This window comes from Mediterraneibacter sp. 210702-DFI.3.120, assembly GCF_020561005.1.
Taxonomy (GTDB): domain Bacteria; phylum Bacillota; class Clostridia; order Lachnospirales; family Lachnospiraceae; genus Mediterraneibacter; species Mediterraneibacter faecis.
Genome location: NZ_JAJCNG010000001.1, coordinates 154,426 through 167,566, shown reverse-complemented (window position 1 = coordinate 167,566; position 13,141 = coordinate 154,426). Strand labels below are relative to the sequence as shown.

The 13,141-nt window shown below is 40.5% G+C and carries 13 protein-coding genes, 1 tRNA gene and 1 pseudogene; 12 read left to right on the top strand and 3 right to left on the bottom strand.

What is annotated here, in order from left to right:
* Positions 1–32: 32 nt before the first annotated feature.
* Complete coding sequence (locus tag LI162_RS00830) at positions 33–1,202, bottom strand: cell wall hydrolase (protein ID WP_117497856.1); 1,170 nt, start codon at positions 1,200–1,202, stop codon at positions 33–35.
* A 180-nt stretch (positions 1,203–1,382) separates the two neighbouring features.
* On the opposite strand from LI162_RS00830, the gene LI162_RS00825 reads away from it, so the two are divergent.
* From LI162_RS00825 to trpS, 11 genes and pseudogenes are all read left to right on the top strand, one after another.
* The gene (locus LI162_RS00825) at positions 1,383–2,234 is read left to right on the top strand and encodes a Cof-type HAD-IIB family hydrolase (RefSeq protein ID WP_227155478.1); all 852 of its coding nucleotides are present in this window, start codon (positions 1,383–1,385) and stop codon (positions 2,232–2,234) included.
* The gene (locus LI162_RS00820) at positions 2,228–3,055 is read left to right on the top strand and encodes an undecaprenyl-diphosphate phosphatase (protein WP_227155476.1); all 828 of its coding nucleotides are present in this window, start codon (positions 2,228–2,230) and stop codon (positions 3,053–3,055) included. Before LI162_RS00825 ends, LI162_RS00820 begins: the two co-directional genes overlap by 7 nt.
* 177 nt (positions 3,056–3,232) lie before the next feature.
* Complete coding sequence (locus LI162_RS00815; RefSeq protein ID WP_172675347.1) at positions 3,233–4,081, top strand: transporter substrate-binding domain-containing protein; 849 nt, start codon at positions 3,233–3,235, stop codon at positions 4,079–4,081.
* A gap of 109 nt (positions 4,082–4,190) precedes the next feature.
* Positions 4,191–4,901, top strand: a complete 711-nt coding sequence (locus LI162_RS00810; RefSeq protein ID WP_015528275.1) for an amino acid ABC transporter permease — start codon at positions 4,191–4,193, stop codon at positions 4,899–4,901.
* Entirely contained in the window at positions 4,885–5,715 is an 831-nt protein-coding gene (locus LI162_RS00805) for an amino acid ABC transporter ATP-binding protein (protein WP_020436489.1), read from the top strand. The genes LI162_RS00810 and LI162_RS00805 overlap by 17 nt, the downstream gene beginning before the upstream one ends.
* Positions 5,716–5,906: 191 nt before the next feature.
* A pseudogene (gene mutY / locus LI162_RS00800) lies at positions 5,907–6,938 on the top strand (A/G-specific adenine glycosylase); the annotation flags it as partial.
* 155 nt (positions 6,939–7,093) lie between these two features.
* Positions 7,094–7,702 (top strand): TetR/AcrR family transcriptional regulator, encoded by a 609-nt coding sequence (locus tag LI162_RS00795; RefSeq protein WP_020436491.1) that lies wholly within the window; start codon positions 7,094–7,096, stop codon positions 7,700–7,702.
* Entirely contained in the window at positions 7,702–8,622 is a 921-nt protein-coding gene (locus LI162_RS00790; protein ID WP_020436492.1) for a diacylglycerol/lipid kinase family protein, read from the top strand. Before LI162_RS00795 ends, LI162_RS00790 begins: the two co-directional genes overlap by 1 nt.
* Positions 8,623–8,711: 89 nt before the next feature.
* On the top strand, positions 8,712–9,467 hold the full coding sequence (locus LI162_RS00785) for a glycerophosphodiester phosphodiesterase (RefSeq protein ID WP_278279390.1): 756 nt from the start codon (positions 8,712–8,714) through the stop codon (positions 9,465–9,467).
* A gap of 241 nt (positions 9,468–9,708) precedes the next feature.
* Positions 9,709–10,389 carry a phosphatase PAP2 family protein gene (locus LI162_RS00780; RefSeq protein WP_227155467.1) on the top strand — a complete coding sequence of 227 codons (681 nt, stop codon included), beginning with the start codon at positions 9,709–9,711 and terminating at the stop codon, positions 10,387–10,389.
* Between the two features lie 209 nt (positions 10,390–10,598).
* Complete coding sequence (trpS, locus tag LI162_RS00775) at positions 10,599–11,684, top strand: tryptophan--tRNA ligase (protein ID WP_155204127.1); 1,086 nt, start codon at positions 10,599–10,601, stop codon at positions 11,682–11,684.
* Between the two features lie 206 nt (positions 11,685–11,890).
* On the opposite strand, the gene LI162_RS00770 is transcribed toward trpS, so the two are convergent.
* Together LI162_RS00770 and LI162_RS00765 are read right to left on the bottom strand one after the other, a co-directional pair.
* Positions 11,891–11,964, bottom strand: a tRNA-Arg gene (locus LI162_RS00770).
* 153 nt (positions 11,965–12,117) lie between these two features.
* Complete coding sequence (locus tag LI162_RS00765) at positions 12,118–12,381, bottom strand: hypothetical protein (protein ID WP_227155460.1); 264 nt, start codon at positions 12,379–12,381, stop codon at positions 12,118–12,120.
* Positions 12,382–12,705: 324 nt separating this feature from the next.
* On the opposite strand from LI162_RS00765, the gene LI162_RS00760 reads away from it, so the two are divergent.
* A complete protein-coding gene (locus tag LI162_RS00760; RefSeq protein ID WP_015528267.1) occupies positions 12,706–13,137 on the top strand; it encodes a hypothetical protein in 432 nt (143 codons plus the stop codon).
* The last annotated feature ends 4 nt before the right edge of the window (positions 13,138–13,141 follow it).

Below are 13,141 nucleotides of genomic sequence, written 5' to 3'. Positions count from 1 at the left end.
TTCCGGCGCTTCTTAATCTTCTTTTTATTATTTTACCAACTTGTAAAGAAAACGTTATCGCCAATTACAACACCGGTTCTGCTTGTCGATGGTGCGTACAGGAAGTAATAACAGTCGGCTACGGCAGCAAGACGAGCTCCGTTGATCGCATCCTGTGCAACCTGGATAGAAAGACTTCGTGGACCTTGCTTTAATACACGGTCTAAGGAACCTGTCCATACAGGAGCAAACTGTCCTTGGGCATAGATGACATCATGAATAGAATTCGGAAAGCGACTGCTATATACACGATTCATAATGACTGTAGCAACTGCAAGCATAGAGTCGTAATCATAGTGGGCCTCACATTGCAGGATTGCTGCAAGAAGTGTAAGGTCATCAGACGCAATGGCAGATCCGGAACTATTGGAGCCACCAGAAGAACTTGAACTTCCGGAGGATGAGGAACCTGAATTGCCGGAGTTCCCAGAGGAACTGGAAGTATTCGCTTTGTTCGCACTGGCAGCAGCCTCAGCTTTTGCAGCTGCTTCGGCTTTTGCAGCGGCTTCCGCCTGTTTCCTGGCTTCTTCTGCCTGACGAGCTGCCTCTTCTTCTTTGGCTTTCTGCAGTTTTGCATTCACTTCATTCAAATTAGTAGAAGTTGCAGCAGCTTTTGCCTGTAATTGTGTCTGCTGTGTCTGCAATTGGTTCTGTAAATCTTTCATGGAAGCCTGCTGTGCTTCCAGGTCTGCTTTCTGATCGGCAATCTGCTGGTGAACATCTTTCAGATCGTTCAGAGCTTTGCGGTCGTAGTTACTTAAATTTTCAATAAAATCAGCTTTGTTTAGAAAATCTGACATATTTTCTGCTGAGAAAAGCATCTCAAGCATTGTAGCACTTCCGTGCTCATACATATATTTGATACGGCTTTTCATATCTTCATACTGCTGATCTTCGTTTTTCTGCGCTTTCTCAAGATCATCCTGTGTTTTGTCTATATCACTGTTGAGGATCTCAACCTGCATCTCAGTATCAGATATCTTCTCACTCAGGGTGAGGATATCCTGGTTGATGCCTTTTAATTCGTTCTCAAGGGCAGAGGTCTGGTTTTGCAGATTGTCTATCGTGTCTGTAGCATAGACAGGAAGTGCAGAAAATACAATTGCAAGGGAACAAATGAGCGCGGTGCCCGTATGTAGCTTGCTTTTTTTGTAAAATGCCATAATCTCAATATCCTTTCTTTAAATGACATTGCATAGTTGTCGAAAACCTATTATACTATAAAACAGAGAATTAATCAAATTTGCGCGAAACATTTTATGATTGTTTTACAAAATAATTAAAAAGATATTGCTTTTTGTAACAATTGACGGATAGAAAATACAGAAGATAAGGAAAAAAGTATGGAAAAAAAGGAAATTAAGATTGTTGGATTAGATCTCGATGGAACACTTCTTACAGATAAGAAGGAACTTCTTCCTTATACGAAGAATGTGATCGGAGAGGCACTGCAGAATGGTACAGTTGTTCTTGTTGCAACCGGAAGACCATGGACAGGAGTTCCGGAAGAATTACGTGAGCTTCCGGGGATGGATTATGCACTGACTGCGAATGGGGCAAGGATTATCGAGACGAGAACCGGAAAGATACTGGAAGAACATCTGTTATCCAAAGAAGCAGCAAAAAAAGCAATTGCAATCGGAAGAAAATATGACACTCTGTTGGAAGTTTATTTTGATGGGCAGGGATATGCTCAGAAAGATGAGATCGCGCAGGTGAGAAAGTATCATAAGAATCCGAACATGTGGGATTATTTTCTGAGAACACGAATAGCGGTAGACAGACTGGAAGATCTGCTGGATGAAAAAGAAGGAAATCTTGATAAAGTACAGATGTTGTTTGCAGATATGGAAGAGAGAGAAGAGGCATGGAAAGAGTTGGAGCGAGAAGGCGTCTTTGAACTGGTTGGCTCTCTTCAATATAATATAGAAATCAATGCAGTTGGTGTAAATAAAGGAACCGGACTTGTGAATCTTGGCAAGATGCTTGGAATCAGGCGGGAAGAGATCATGGCGTGTGGGGATGGCGATAATGATATCGCAATGCTCAAGGAAGTTGGATTTGGGGTTGCCATGGCGAATGCCGAAGAAAAGGTCAAAGCTGTAGCTGATTATATTACGGAGAGCAATAATGATGAGGGGGCTGCAAAGGCCATCGAGAAGTTTGTTCTGAAACGAGGAGGGGAATCATGTTAGAAGTATTAAAGGTTATCATTTTAGGAATTGTGCAGGGAATCACAGAGTGGCTTCCAATCAGTAGTACAGGTCATCTGATTCTGGTAGAGCAGCTGATCCAACTGAAGCAGAGCGAGGCATTTACGAATATGTTCAATGTGGTGATTCAGTTTGGATCGATCCTGGCAGTTGTAGTAATTTATTTTCATAAGTTAAATCCGTTCTCACCGACGAAGACGGAAAAGCAGAAGAAGATGACAATTCAGTTATGGATTAAAGTAGTGATCGGAACAATTCCGGCACTGATCGGAGGAGTGTTGCTGAACGATCTGATTGAATCAAAACTGAGTAATGCATATGTTGTTGCATTGATGTTGATCGTTTATGGTATTTTATTCATTGTAATTGAAAAACGTAATGAGACAAGAGAACCGAAAGTAAAAAGACTCTCTCAGCTTTCTGTGAAGACAGTTCTTCTGATCGGAGTTTTCCAGATGATGGCGATGATTCCTGGGACGTCCAGATCCGGCGCAACGATTGTCGGAGCACTGGCACTTGGGGTTTCAAGAAGTGTTGCAGCAGAGTTTACATTTTTCCTTGCAATTCCGGTTATGTTTGGAGCAAGTGCACTGAAGTTGTTTAAGTTCGGTCTGGCATTTACCCCAATGCAGGTATTTCTGCTTCTTCTTGGAATGATCATATCCTTTGCAGTATCTGTTATAGCAATCAAGTTCCTGATGAAATATATCAAGAACCATGACTTTAAGGCATTTGGATATTACAGAATCGTACTTGGAATCGTTGTATTTTTATTCTTCGGTATCCAGGCTTTATTCAAATAAGGTATGTATTATTGAATAGAGTGCAGTGTGTTTTACTGTTCACAGTTATTGTGAACAGTAAAATTTTGTATTTCCAAAAGAAATCGTGCATAATTACGTCTTGCATTTCATGAAAAGCATGTTATAATTATTAACATGTTTTGAATTTTTATGCAGAGAAAAGAGGAGGAGCTTAAGATGAAGAAGTTTTTATCAGTATTTCTTACTGCAGCATTAGCAGTCAGCATGCTGGCAGGTTGTGGTAGTAAGAACGAAACAGTAACAGCAAAGGTAATCGATATTGATCTTACAAATGAAGAATATGCATTTGGTGTGGACAAGAATCAGCCGGAACTTCTTGAGAAGACAAATGAGTTTATTGCAAAGATCAAATCAGATGGAACACTTGATGAGATCTGCAAAAAGTATTTCTCAGACGGAGAGCCGGAAGCAGTAAAATCAGCAACACTTGATACATCTAAGGATCAGTTGGTTGTAGCTACAAATGCAGCATTCGAGCCATTTGAGTATACAAAGGGTGAAGATTATTATGGAATCGACATGGAGATTGCAAAGCTTCTTGCTGATGAACTTGGAAAAGAGCTTGTAATTGAGAACATGGATTTTGATGCAGTTTGTCTGTCTGTAAGCCAGCAGAAATGTGATATTGCTATGGCAGGACTTACAATCAATGAAGAGAGAGAAGAATATGTTACATTTACAGATTCTTACTATTCAGCATCCCAGCGTTTGATCGTTCCAAGCAATGTTACAACATTCGATGATTGTAAGACAGCAGATGACGTTGCAGCTAAGCTTGCTGAGACAAAATCATCTGACCAGATCGGTGTTCAGCAGGGAACAACAGGTCAGTACTATGTTGAAGGAAGCGAAGATTGGGACTTCCCGGGACTTCCGGCAAAATGTGTGACATACAAGAGCGGATCACTTGCAGTACAGGATATGCTCAATGGAAATATTCAGTATGTGATCATTGATGCAGCACCGGCGTCAGCAATCACAGAAGCAATCAACGCAGTTCAGTAAGAGTATTTACTAAGAATTTACAGGCAGTAAAATAACAGAATTTATTAACGAGGGAAATACAGGCAGAAGACGATGCATGCATTTTCCTCTTTTTGGAGAAAGGAAACAAATGGGGAATTTTAGTCAGAAAGTAGACAAATTTATTGATATATTTCTGAATCAGAATGGCTATGTGAAAGTAGTTCAGGGACTGCACAATACTTTGCTGATCGCAATCTGCGGTCTGATTATCGGTATTGTGATCGGTACTTTGATCGCTACAGTCCGTGTGATTCCGAAATATAAAACTCTTCCGAGAGTATTGAATCATATTTGCAGCTTTTACGTTGCATTATTCAGAGGAACTCCTATGGTAGTTCAGCTCCTTATCTTTTATTATGTACTCCTTCCGATTTTTGGGGTGAAGATTACCGGAGTACAGGTTTCTATGGTTGTATTTGGTCTGAATAGTGGTGCATATATTTCAGAGATCATGCGAAGCGGAATCCAGTCTGTCGATCCGGGACAGATGGAAGCCGGAAGAGCAGTCGGACTCAGTTTTGGAACAAGTATGATGAAGATTGTGATTCCGCAGGCTGTAAAGAATATTCTTCCGACACTTGGAAATGAGTTCATTTCTCTTATTAAAGAGACATCTGTAGTAAGTTTTGTCGGTGCAGCTGACCTTTATGTTGCATTTAACTATATCGGAAGTAACAGCTACGAATTCATGGTACCGTACCTTGTAATGGCGTTAATCTACATTGCACTTGTGCTTGTGATCACATTACTTGTTAAATTATTAGAAAGGAGCCTGAAGAAGAGTGATAGACGTAATTAATCTGCAAAAAAGCTTTGGGGACAAAGAGATTCTGAAGGGAATCAATGTTACGATCAATAAAGGCGATATCGTTGCGGTGCTCGGACCATCCGGCTCCGGTAAAAGTACATTTTTACGATGCCTGAACTGTATGGAAGACCCGACAGGCGGAAGTATTATCTTCAATGGTGTTGATATCGCAGACATGAAGGTTGATATTAATCAGCATCGCCGCCATATGGGAATGGTTTTCCAGCATTTCAATCTTTATAATAATAAGACAGTTCTTCAGAATGTCATGATGGCACCTGCATATCTAAGATGTAAGGACATTGATAAGGCAAAGAAAAAGAATCGTATGATCAAATTTAAAAATATGTTCCGTGGAAGTGACAAGAAGGAAGAACTGATTCCGATCACTGAGACAAAGGAGCAGATCAAGAAAGAAGTAAAGGAGCAGGCAATGGCTCTTTTGAAGAGAATCGGATTGGAAGATAAAGCGGATGTGTATCCGTCTACACTTTCCGGTGGACAGAAACAGCGTGTCGCGATTATCCGTTCCATGGCTATGAATCCTGACGTGATTCTTTTTGATGAGCCGACTTCAGCACTTGACCCGGAAATGGTAGGAGAAGTACTTGAACTGATGAAAGATCTGGCAAAAGAGGGAATGACAATGGTTGTTGTTACTCATGAGATGGGATTTGCCCGTGAGGTTGCTTCAAGAGTTCTTTTCATTGATGACGGTCAGATTAAGGAAGAAGCTGCCCCGGCAGAATTCTTTGAACATCCGAAAGATCCAAGACTTCAGGAGTTCCTTTCAAAGATCCTGTAAAAGAAAATGCGTAGCATTTTGGAGGTTGGCTCTGAACAGTTACGAAAAAATATTTAATTTTTAATCTATAGAATATCTGTTTGGTATTGTGTTACAATATTGAACAGATATTTTTATATATAAGGAAATGGTATTGAATGAAATGTAATAGAAAGAAAAAATACGAAGCAGATGCTTTGGCATGTGAGAGGCTGCAAGAGACAGTAGAACCACTTGTTGAATGGTTTCGGGAGAATCAGAGAGATCTTCCGTGGCGGAAGCATGTGAATGCGTATCGGGTCTGGATTTCAGAGATTATGCTGCAGCAGACGAGAGTGGAAGCAGTTAAATCTTATTACACACGATTCCTGGAAGAACTGCCGGATATCAAAGCGCTGGCTGAAGTGCCGGAAGACAGACTGCTTAAGCTGTGGGAAGGACTTGGCTACTACAACAGGGCGAGGAATTTAAAGGCAGCAGCACAACAGGTAATGGAAGAATATAATGGTGTATTCCCGGATACATTTGAAGAGATAAAAAAGTTGAAGGGAATTGGCAGTTATACAGCCGGTGCGATCAGCTCTTTTGTTTATCATCAGCAGAAACCAGCGGTAGATGGCAATGTTTTTCGGGTGGTTACAAGAATTCTGGAAGATAGTGATGACATTATGAAAGCAAGTACAAGGACAAAGATAGAACGTATGCTTGAACAGGTGATTCCGGCAGAGGCACCGGGAGATTTTAATCAAGGATTGATCGAACTTGGGGCAATCGTCTGTCTGCCAAATGGAGAACCAAGGTGTGAGAGCTGTCCGATAAGGGAATTTTGTCTTGCATACCAGGATGAATGTCAGATGGACTATCCGGTCAAGAAAAAGGCGAAAGAGCGAAGAATCGAGAAAAGAACGATTCTAAGATTCTGTGATAATGAGGAAATTGCGATTCGCAAAAGGCCGGGAAAAGGACTCCTTGCAGGATTGTATGAATTTCCTAATGTAGAGGGACATTTAACACAAAAAGAAGTTATAGAATATGCAAAAGAGTCAGGTCTTACGCCGGTGCGCGTGAAGAAGCTGCCAAAGGCGAAGCACATTTTCAGTCATGTGGAATGGCATATGACCGGATATGAGATTTTGGTGGATGAGTTGGAAAAAGAATTTCAGAATCCTGAGATCATATTTGCAGGAAAGAAGGACCTGGAGAAAAATTATGCAATTCCGAGTGCATTTTCTGCATATCTATAAATGAAGAGGATGAGAATACTGTGGTAGCTGAAAAATCTGGAAAATAAAAATAGAGCGCTTAAAATAGAGTCCACTCTGTTTTATTGAAAAAAAGGGCGAAATATGTTATAATATCTCTTATAGTTTAAAATGCATACGGGAGAGTTTTAGCAGAAATGAGTACAAAAACAGAATTATCGAAGCAGCAGAAAAAATCACAGGAAACAAAGGAAAAAATCTTTCAGGCAGCGAAGAAGATTCTTCAGAAGAGCGGATATGAAAAATTGTCAATCAAGAATATCTGTGAAGAAGCAGGAGTGTCGAACGGAAGTTTCTATCATCACTTTAAGACAAAAGATGATTTGCTGTCTTATTATATAGAAGACCAGCCTACGATGGGACCGGATCTGCTGGAGACACCGAAAAGTCTGGAAGATGTAAAGGACGGAATTGTCCGTGTTTATTTGAATTATGTAGCTTATTGCCGTGAGCTTGGTGTAGAATTTATGGCAGGGTATTATGATACAAAGAATCAGGCATTGAATCCGGCGATAAGAACAGAACGTCCATATCCGATCGTGACAGTGCAGGCTTATGTAGAGCAGGCTGCGAAGGATGGGATTATTAACATTAGAGAGAGTATTGACGAATTTACAACAGATATCCGGATGATCGTGATCGGAAATGTATTTGAATGGTGTCTGAGAGAGGGAAATGCTGATTTCGAGGGCAACATGAGTCGTTCTTTAAGGCGGTATCTGGACAGTACACTGGAGGAAGGTTGATGATTTATCACTTTATTGTGAATCCGCGGGCTCGTTCAGGGCTTGGCGAGATGCTGTGGAAACAGCTGGAACCTGAGTTGTGCAGAAAAAGAATCGATTATCAGATTCATCTGACAACAAAGAAAAAGGATGCAGGAAAGATTGCATCAGAGATTACGGAAGATGGCCAGGAGCACATGCTTGTTGTTCTTGGAGGCGACGGTACACTCAATGAAGTACTAAGCGGAATTAAATCACTGGAGAAAGTGACGTTGGGATATATTCCGATTGGATCAAGCAATGATTTTGCAAGAGGAACAGGAATCCCGGGAGATCCTTTTGAAGCATTGGACACAATTCTTTCACCCAAAAGGGTTGAAAAGATGGATATAGGTGTGCTAAAAAGGGAAGGGAAAGGAAGAAGATTTGCAGTGAGTGCCGGCATTGGATTTGATGCTGCAGTTTGTCATGAAGTATGTGTTTCAAAATGGAAACGTGTATTGAACCTTCTGAAAATCGGTAAGCTGAGTTATGCGGTTGTGGCAATGGATCGTATTATAAAGGATCGGCCGGTGAAACTTGAACTGACACTGGATGATGGAAGCATGAAAGTGTTTGAGAGGACTTATTTTGCAGCATTTATGAATCTTCCTTATGAAGGAGGAGGCTTTAAGTTTTGTCCGGACGCTTCCGGAAGTGATGGATTTCTTGATATTATGGTTGTGTCGGATCTGTCGAAGCTCAAGATTCTGTGTCTGCTTCCGACCGCTTTTTCAGGAAAGCATACAAGATTTAAAGGGGTGACGATATTAAAATGTCGTAGTGTAAAGGTAGTGACAGATCGTGCACTGCCGTTACATACAGATGGAGAACCTTCCTTTTTATCAAAAGAGATAGAAGTCTCACTGGAAAAAGAAAAACTTAATGTGATCGTTGAATAGAAGAAAGGTGATGAAACAGGATGCATATAGGGATTGTTTTAGCGATTGGGTTATGTATTGTAATAGGAATACCAGCTTTCTTAATTTTTTTGCTGGCTCCAAGACTGTCGGGCAGAAAAAGAGTGCATCCGTTTCTTGGCGTAAAGTGGGCGCATAGAGGACTTCATGATAAGAAGCGTGGGATTCCGGAAAATTCATTTCCGGCATTTCGTGCGGCAATCGAAGCAGGAGATGGAATAGAACTGGATGTTCATCTGACAAAGGATGGACAGTTGGTGGTTTTTCATGATGATACATTTGAAAGAATCTGTGGAAGACGGGGCAGAGTGGAAGATACTTCATATGAAGAGATGCAGAAGTATAGACTTGCGGAGACAAAAGAGCGGATTCCACTATTGTCAGAAGTACTGCAGTTGGTAGATGGAAAGGTACCACTTCTGATCGAGGTGAAACTTCCTAACACAGATACAAAGATTTGCAGAAAATTGGATGAAGAACTGCGAAAATATCATGGCGAATACATGATCCAATCCTTTAACAGCCTGGTACTTCGCTGGATGAAGAAACATCGGAATGAAATCCCAAGAGGACAATTATCTGAGAATCTGACGAAAAACGACAGAACAACGCATTATCTCTTGAGATTTTGTGTAAAATATCTTTTGAGTAACTGTATGTGCAGACCGGATTTTATTTCTTACCGGTGGTCGGACAGAAAGAATCCGGGATTATGGCTGAACAGGGTTCTTTTTAAAACGCCGGCAGCGGCATGGACACTGCATGGAGAAAAAGATGTTAAGGCGGCAAGAAGAAGCTTTGATATGTATATTTTTGAGATGAGTTAAAGAAGAGTAAATCTGATTTCTATTGAAAGTGCTGATTCAAAAAGTAAAGGTGAACAAAAGAAGAGACAGATGTTGATAATTCATAAGAAAAAGAAAAGAAATGTTAAAAACTTATGAAGTCGGTTGAGATTGTGTTTTAAAAGTGCTATAATCGAGCCTATCAAAAAAGAGCGTTAAATGAAAATAGCGCAGAAGTAGCAAGTGCTGTATCGGTTTGATGAAAAGCGGAGGAGTGTCAGATATGAAATGGAAGACAAAGTTCATAGAGACAATAAAAAGATATAAGCATGCATGGGTGTTTTTATACGCGTTAATCTATATGCCGTGGTTTTGGTTTCTTGAGAAACATGTGACGATGAATTATCATGTGGTGCAGACAGCATTAGATGAAGAGATTCCTTTTATTGAATATTTTATTGTACCGTATATGTTATGGTTTGTATTTATCGCAGCTACATTTTTGTACTTTTTCGTTACAGATGTACAGGGATTTTACAAACTGGCGAAGATTTCGTTTGCAGGAATGACAATTTTCCTTATTATTTGTTCCGTATTTCCGAATGGTCAGGATTTACGACCGGTTGTGTTTGAGCGGGATAATATTTTTGTAGATGCAGTTCGGATGCTGTATCGGACAGATACTTGTACGAATGTATTTCCAAGTCTTCATGTGTTTAATACTCTATGCGCATGTATTGCAATCCATAAGAGTCAGGCACTTAAGAAACACAAAGCTGTTTGTATTGGAGCATATGTGCTTGGAGCGTTGATTATAATGGCGACCATGTTCTTGAAGCAGCATTCCGTACTTGATGTGACAGGAGCATTTATTATGGCTTATCTGTTGTATCAGTGGGTATATGCAGAAGAGACGAAGAAAGTTCCGGGATATTCAAAGCGTCCGGTATTTCAGAATAAGTAAGAGTTAGAAAAAGAATTACAGGAAGTGCTTTTGGCTGATGAGGTCAAGGGCACTTTTTTGTATATTAGGAAAGTCCTTTCCTAATATACAGAAGTTTCTATAGAAAAGCATCTGGGGAAATGTTATAATAAAAGCCAGTGAATTACTGTGGGCAGATTAGCCTGACAGTTACGAATAAAGTATTACATGAGATTTAGGAGGACTAGAGCATGAAGAAGGTTATGCTTACTGGTGACAGACCGACAGGAAGATTACACGTAGGACATTATGTGGGTTCCCTGCGTCGTCGTGTTGAATTACAGAATACAGGAGATTTTGATGACATTTTTATTATGATCGCAGATGCACAGGCATTGACTGATAATGCTGATAACCCGGAAAAGGTACGTCAGAATATTATCGAAGTAGCATTGGACTACATGGCTTGTGGATTGAATCCGGAGAAGTCTACGCTGTTTATCCAGTCACAGGTACCGGAACTGACAGAGTTATCATTCTATTACATGAATCTTGTGACAGTCTCAAGACTGCAGAGAAATCCTACTGTAAAGAATGAGATCAAGATGAGAAATTTTGAGGCAAGTATCCCGGTTGGATTCTTCACATATCCGATCAGCCAGGCAGCAGATATTACAGCATTCAAGGCTACTGTTGTACCGGTAGGAGAAGATCAGCTCCCGATGCTTGAGCAGACAAAGGAGATTGTACATAAATTTAATTCCGTTTATGGAGATACACTGATCGATCCGAAGATTCTTCTTCCGGAGAATGAAGCATGCCTTCGTCTCCCGGGAATTGATGGTAAGGCGAAGATGAGTAAGTCTCTGGGTAACTGTATTTATCTGTCAGAGGAACCTGAAGATATTAAGAAGAAAGTATTCAGCATGTTTACTGATCCGAATCATATCCGTGTGGAAGATCCGGGAAGTCTGGAAGGAAATACTGTATTCACATATCTGGATGCATTTTGTAAACCAGAGTATTTTGCGGAATTCCTGCCAGAATATCAGAATCTGGATGAGCTGAAAGCACATTACCAGAGAGGCGGACTTGGAGATATGAAAGTGAAGAGATTCCTGAACAATGTTCTTCAGGCAGAACTGGAGCCAATCCGCAACAGAAGAAAAGAACTTCAGAAAGACATTCCTGCAATCTACGAGATTCTTAAAAAGGGAAGCGAGAAGGCAGAGGCTGTTGCAGCACAGACATTGAAAGAAGTAAAAGATGCTATGAAGATCAATTATTTTGATGACAAGGCACTGATTGAGGCGCAGGCAGAGAGATTTTCAAAATAGAGTGTTGTTGGAATAGTTATAATGTAGTTTTGAATCAGGCTAGGCGGTGCAAATTTGAGTTTGCTTATATGTGAACTTGAATCTGGCACCGCCTTTGCTTGGTTTTGGGTAAATTTTTGGGTGTCTGTTCGGAGAGGATCCTTTGAAGTGAGATTTTCCAAAGATACAAAAAAGACTGTAAGGAAATTTCCTTACAGTCTCTATAGCGTGCGATAGAAGATTCGAACTCCCGGCCTTCTGATCCGTAGTCAGACGCTCTATCCAGCTGAGCTAATCGCACATTTTGTTGTTTGCTCTTTTGTATCGCTCACAACAAAGAAGATTATATAACGGATATTGAAAAATGTCAACACTAATTTTGAAATTTTTTCAAAAAAATTTGAAGCGGATTTTAGAAGCTATTTTCAATCTATCTTTTGTACGCTACCGAGTGTTATTCTTCAATAATTTGAATCTCCAGATAGTCAAAGTCAATCTCATCGACAAAATTGTCCTGATAGAAACGCGCTTTGGCGTGGCGCTTGAACTCATTGATTGTTGAGTCGAGCCAGATCGGCTTGCTCAGATCAAATTCATAGCAGATTTTATCGAGTGCATGAAAGATCTTATGTGTACGTGTATCATCCGTCTTGTCGCAGATGACAGTGTCACGAAGCATCCGGTTGTCCTTGAATTCTTTTCCCCATAAACGAAACATAATAGACTCCTTTCCGGCAGCAGAAGAAACTATCTGATCTTCTGAAAATACCTGTCTCTTGTATCCTAACATAAGAAAAACAAAAAGTCATTTCTTTTTTAGAGACTTTTTGGTATAGTGGAACGGTAATGTTACTGTTCACTCCCGTGTCAATCACTCCGCTGATTGACACGGAGGATGCGTGTTTTGACTTGAATGCATCTCGCCCCATCGCCAAAGGCGATTTAAAATGGCGAGATGCGTTGCTGGTCGCACATCGTGTGAACAGTAACACGGTAATGATAACAGCAATATAGTAATTGATAGAATGATTGGAGAGCAGTTATGATTAGAGAATGTACAGAGACAGACAGAGAAATACTGGGAAGTTATCTGGAAGAAGACAGTTATGGACAGGCAATCTTTCATCTGATTGATGAATTTGGATTTGAACAGAAATTCCAGTCCGTTTATATGGATATTGAAGAAGAACAGTGCAAAGGTGTTTATCTTATGATTTACAAAAATGTACTGCTTTATTCGAAAGAGAACCAGGTGGAAATTGATTTCCTGGAGCAGATGCTCTCTGTGCTTGTGCCGGAGATGGTGATTGGACGAAAGGATAATGTGAATATTGTAAGCTGGCTTCTGACAGACTACCGGATGGATACCGTAGATCAGATCCCGGAGCTTTGTGATGAGGAAGGCAATGCGTTGAAGAGGGACACCCGGAAGAAGGAAGGACAGGAATGGGGCGTCCTGTATAAGGAGGACTAGAAGA

Bases quoted from the DNA above. Each gene is read 5' to 3' on its own strand.
- LI162_RS00830 (WP_117497856.1), bottom strand. From the start codon at position 1,202: ATGGCATTTTACAAAAAAAGCAAGCTACATACGGGCACCGCGCTCATT.
- LI162_RS00825 (WP_227155478.1), top strand. From the start codon at position 1,383: ATGGAAAAAAAGGAAATTAAGATTGTTGGATTAGATCTCGATGGAACA.
- LI162_RS00820 (WP_227155476.1), top strand. From the start codon at position 2,228: ATGTTAGAAGTATTAAAGGTTATCATTTTAGGAATTGTGCAGGGAATC.
- LI162_RS00815 (WP_172675347.1), top strand. From the start codon at position 3,233: ATGAAGAAGTTTTTATCAGTATTTCTTACTGCAGCATTAGCAGTCAGC.
- LI162_RS00810 (WP_015528275.1), top strand. From the start codon at position 4,191: ATGGGGAATTTTAGTCAGAAAGTAGACAAATTTATTGATATATTTCTG.
- LI162_RS00795 (WP_020436491.1), top strand. From the start codon at position 7,094: ATGAGTACAAAAACAGAATTATCGAAGCAGCAGAAAAAATCACAGGAA.
- LI162_RS00790 (WP_020436492.1), top strand. From the start codon at position 7,702: ATGATTTATCACTTTATTGTGAATCCGCGGGCTCGTTCAGGGCTTGGC.
- LI162_RS00780 (WP_227155467.1), top strand. From the start codon at position 9,709: ATGAAATGGAAGACAAAGTTCATAGAGACAATAAAAAGATATAAGCAT.
- trpS (WP_155204127.1), top strand. From the start codon at position 10,599: ATGAAGAAGGTTATGCTTACTGGTGACAGACCGACAGGAAGATTACAC.
- LI162_RS00765 (WP_227155460.1), bottom strand. From the start codon at position 12,381: ATGTTTCGTTTATGGGGAAAAGAATTCAAGGACAACCGGATGCTTCGT.
- LI162_RS00760 (WP_015528267.1), top strand. From the start codon at position 12,706: ATGATTAGAGAATGTACAGAGACAGACAGAGAAATACTGGGAAGTTAT.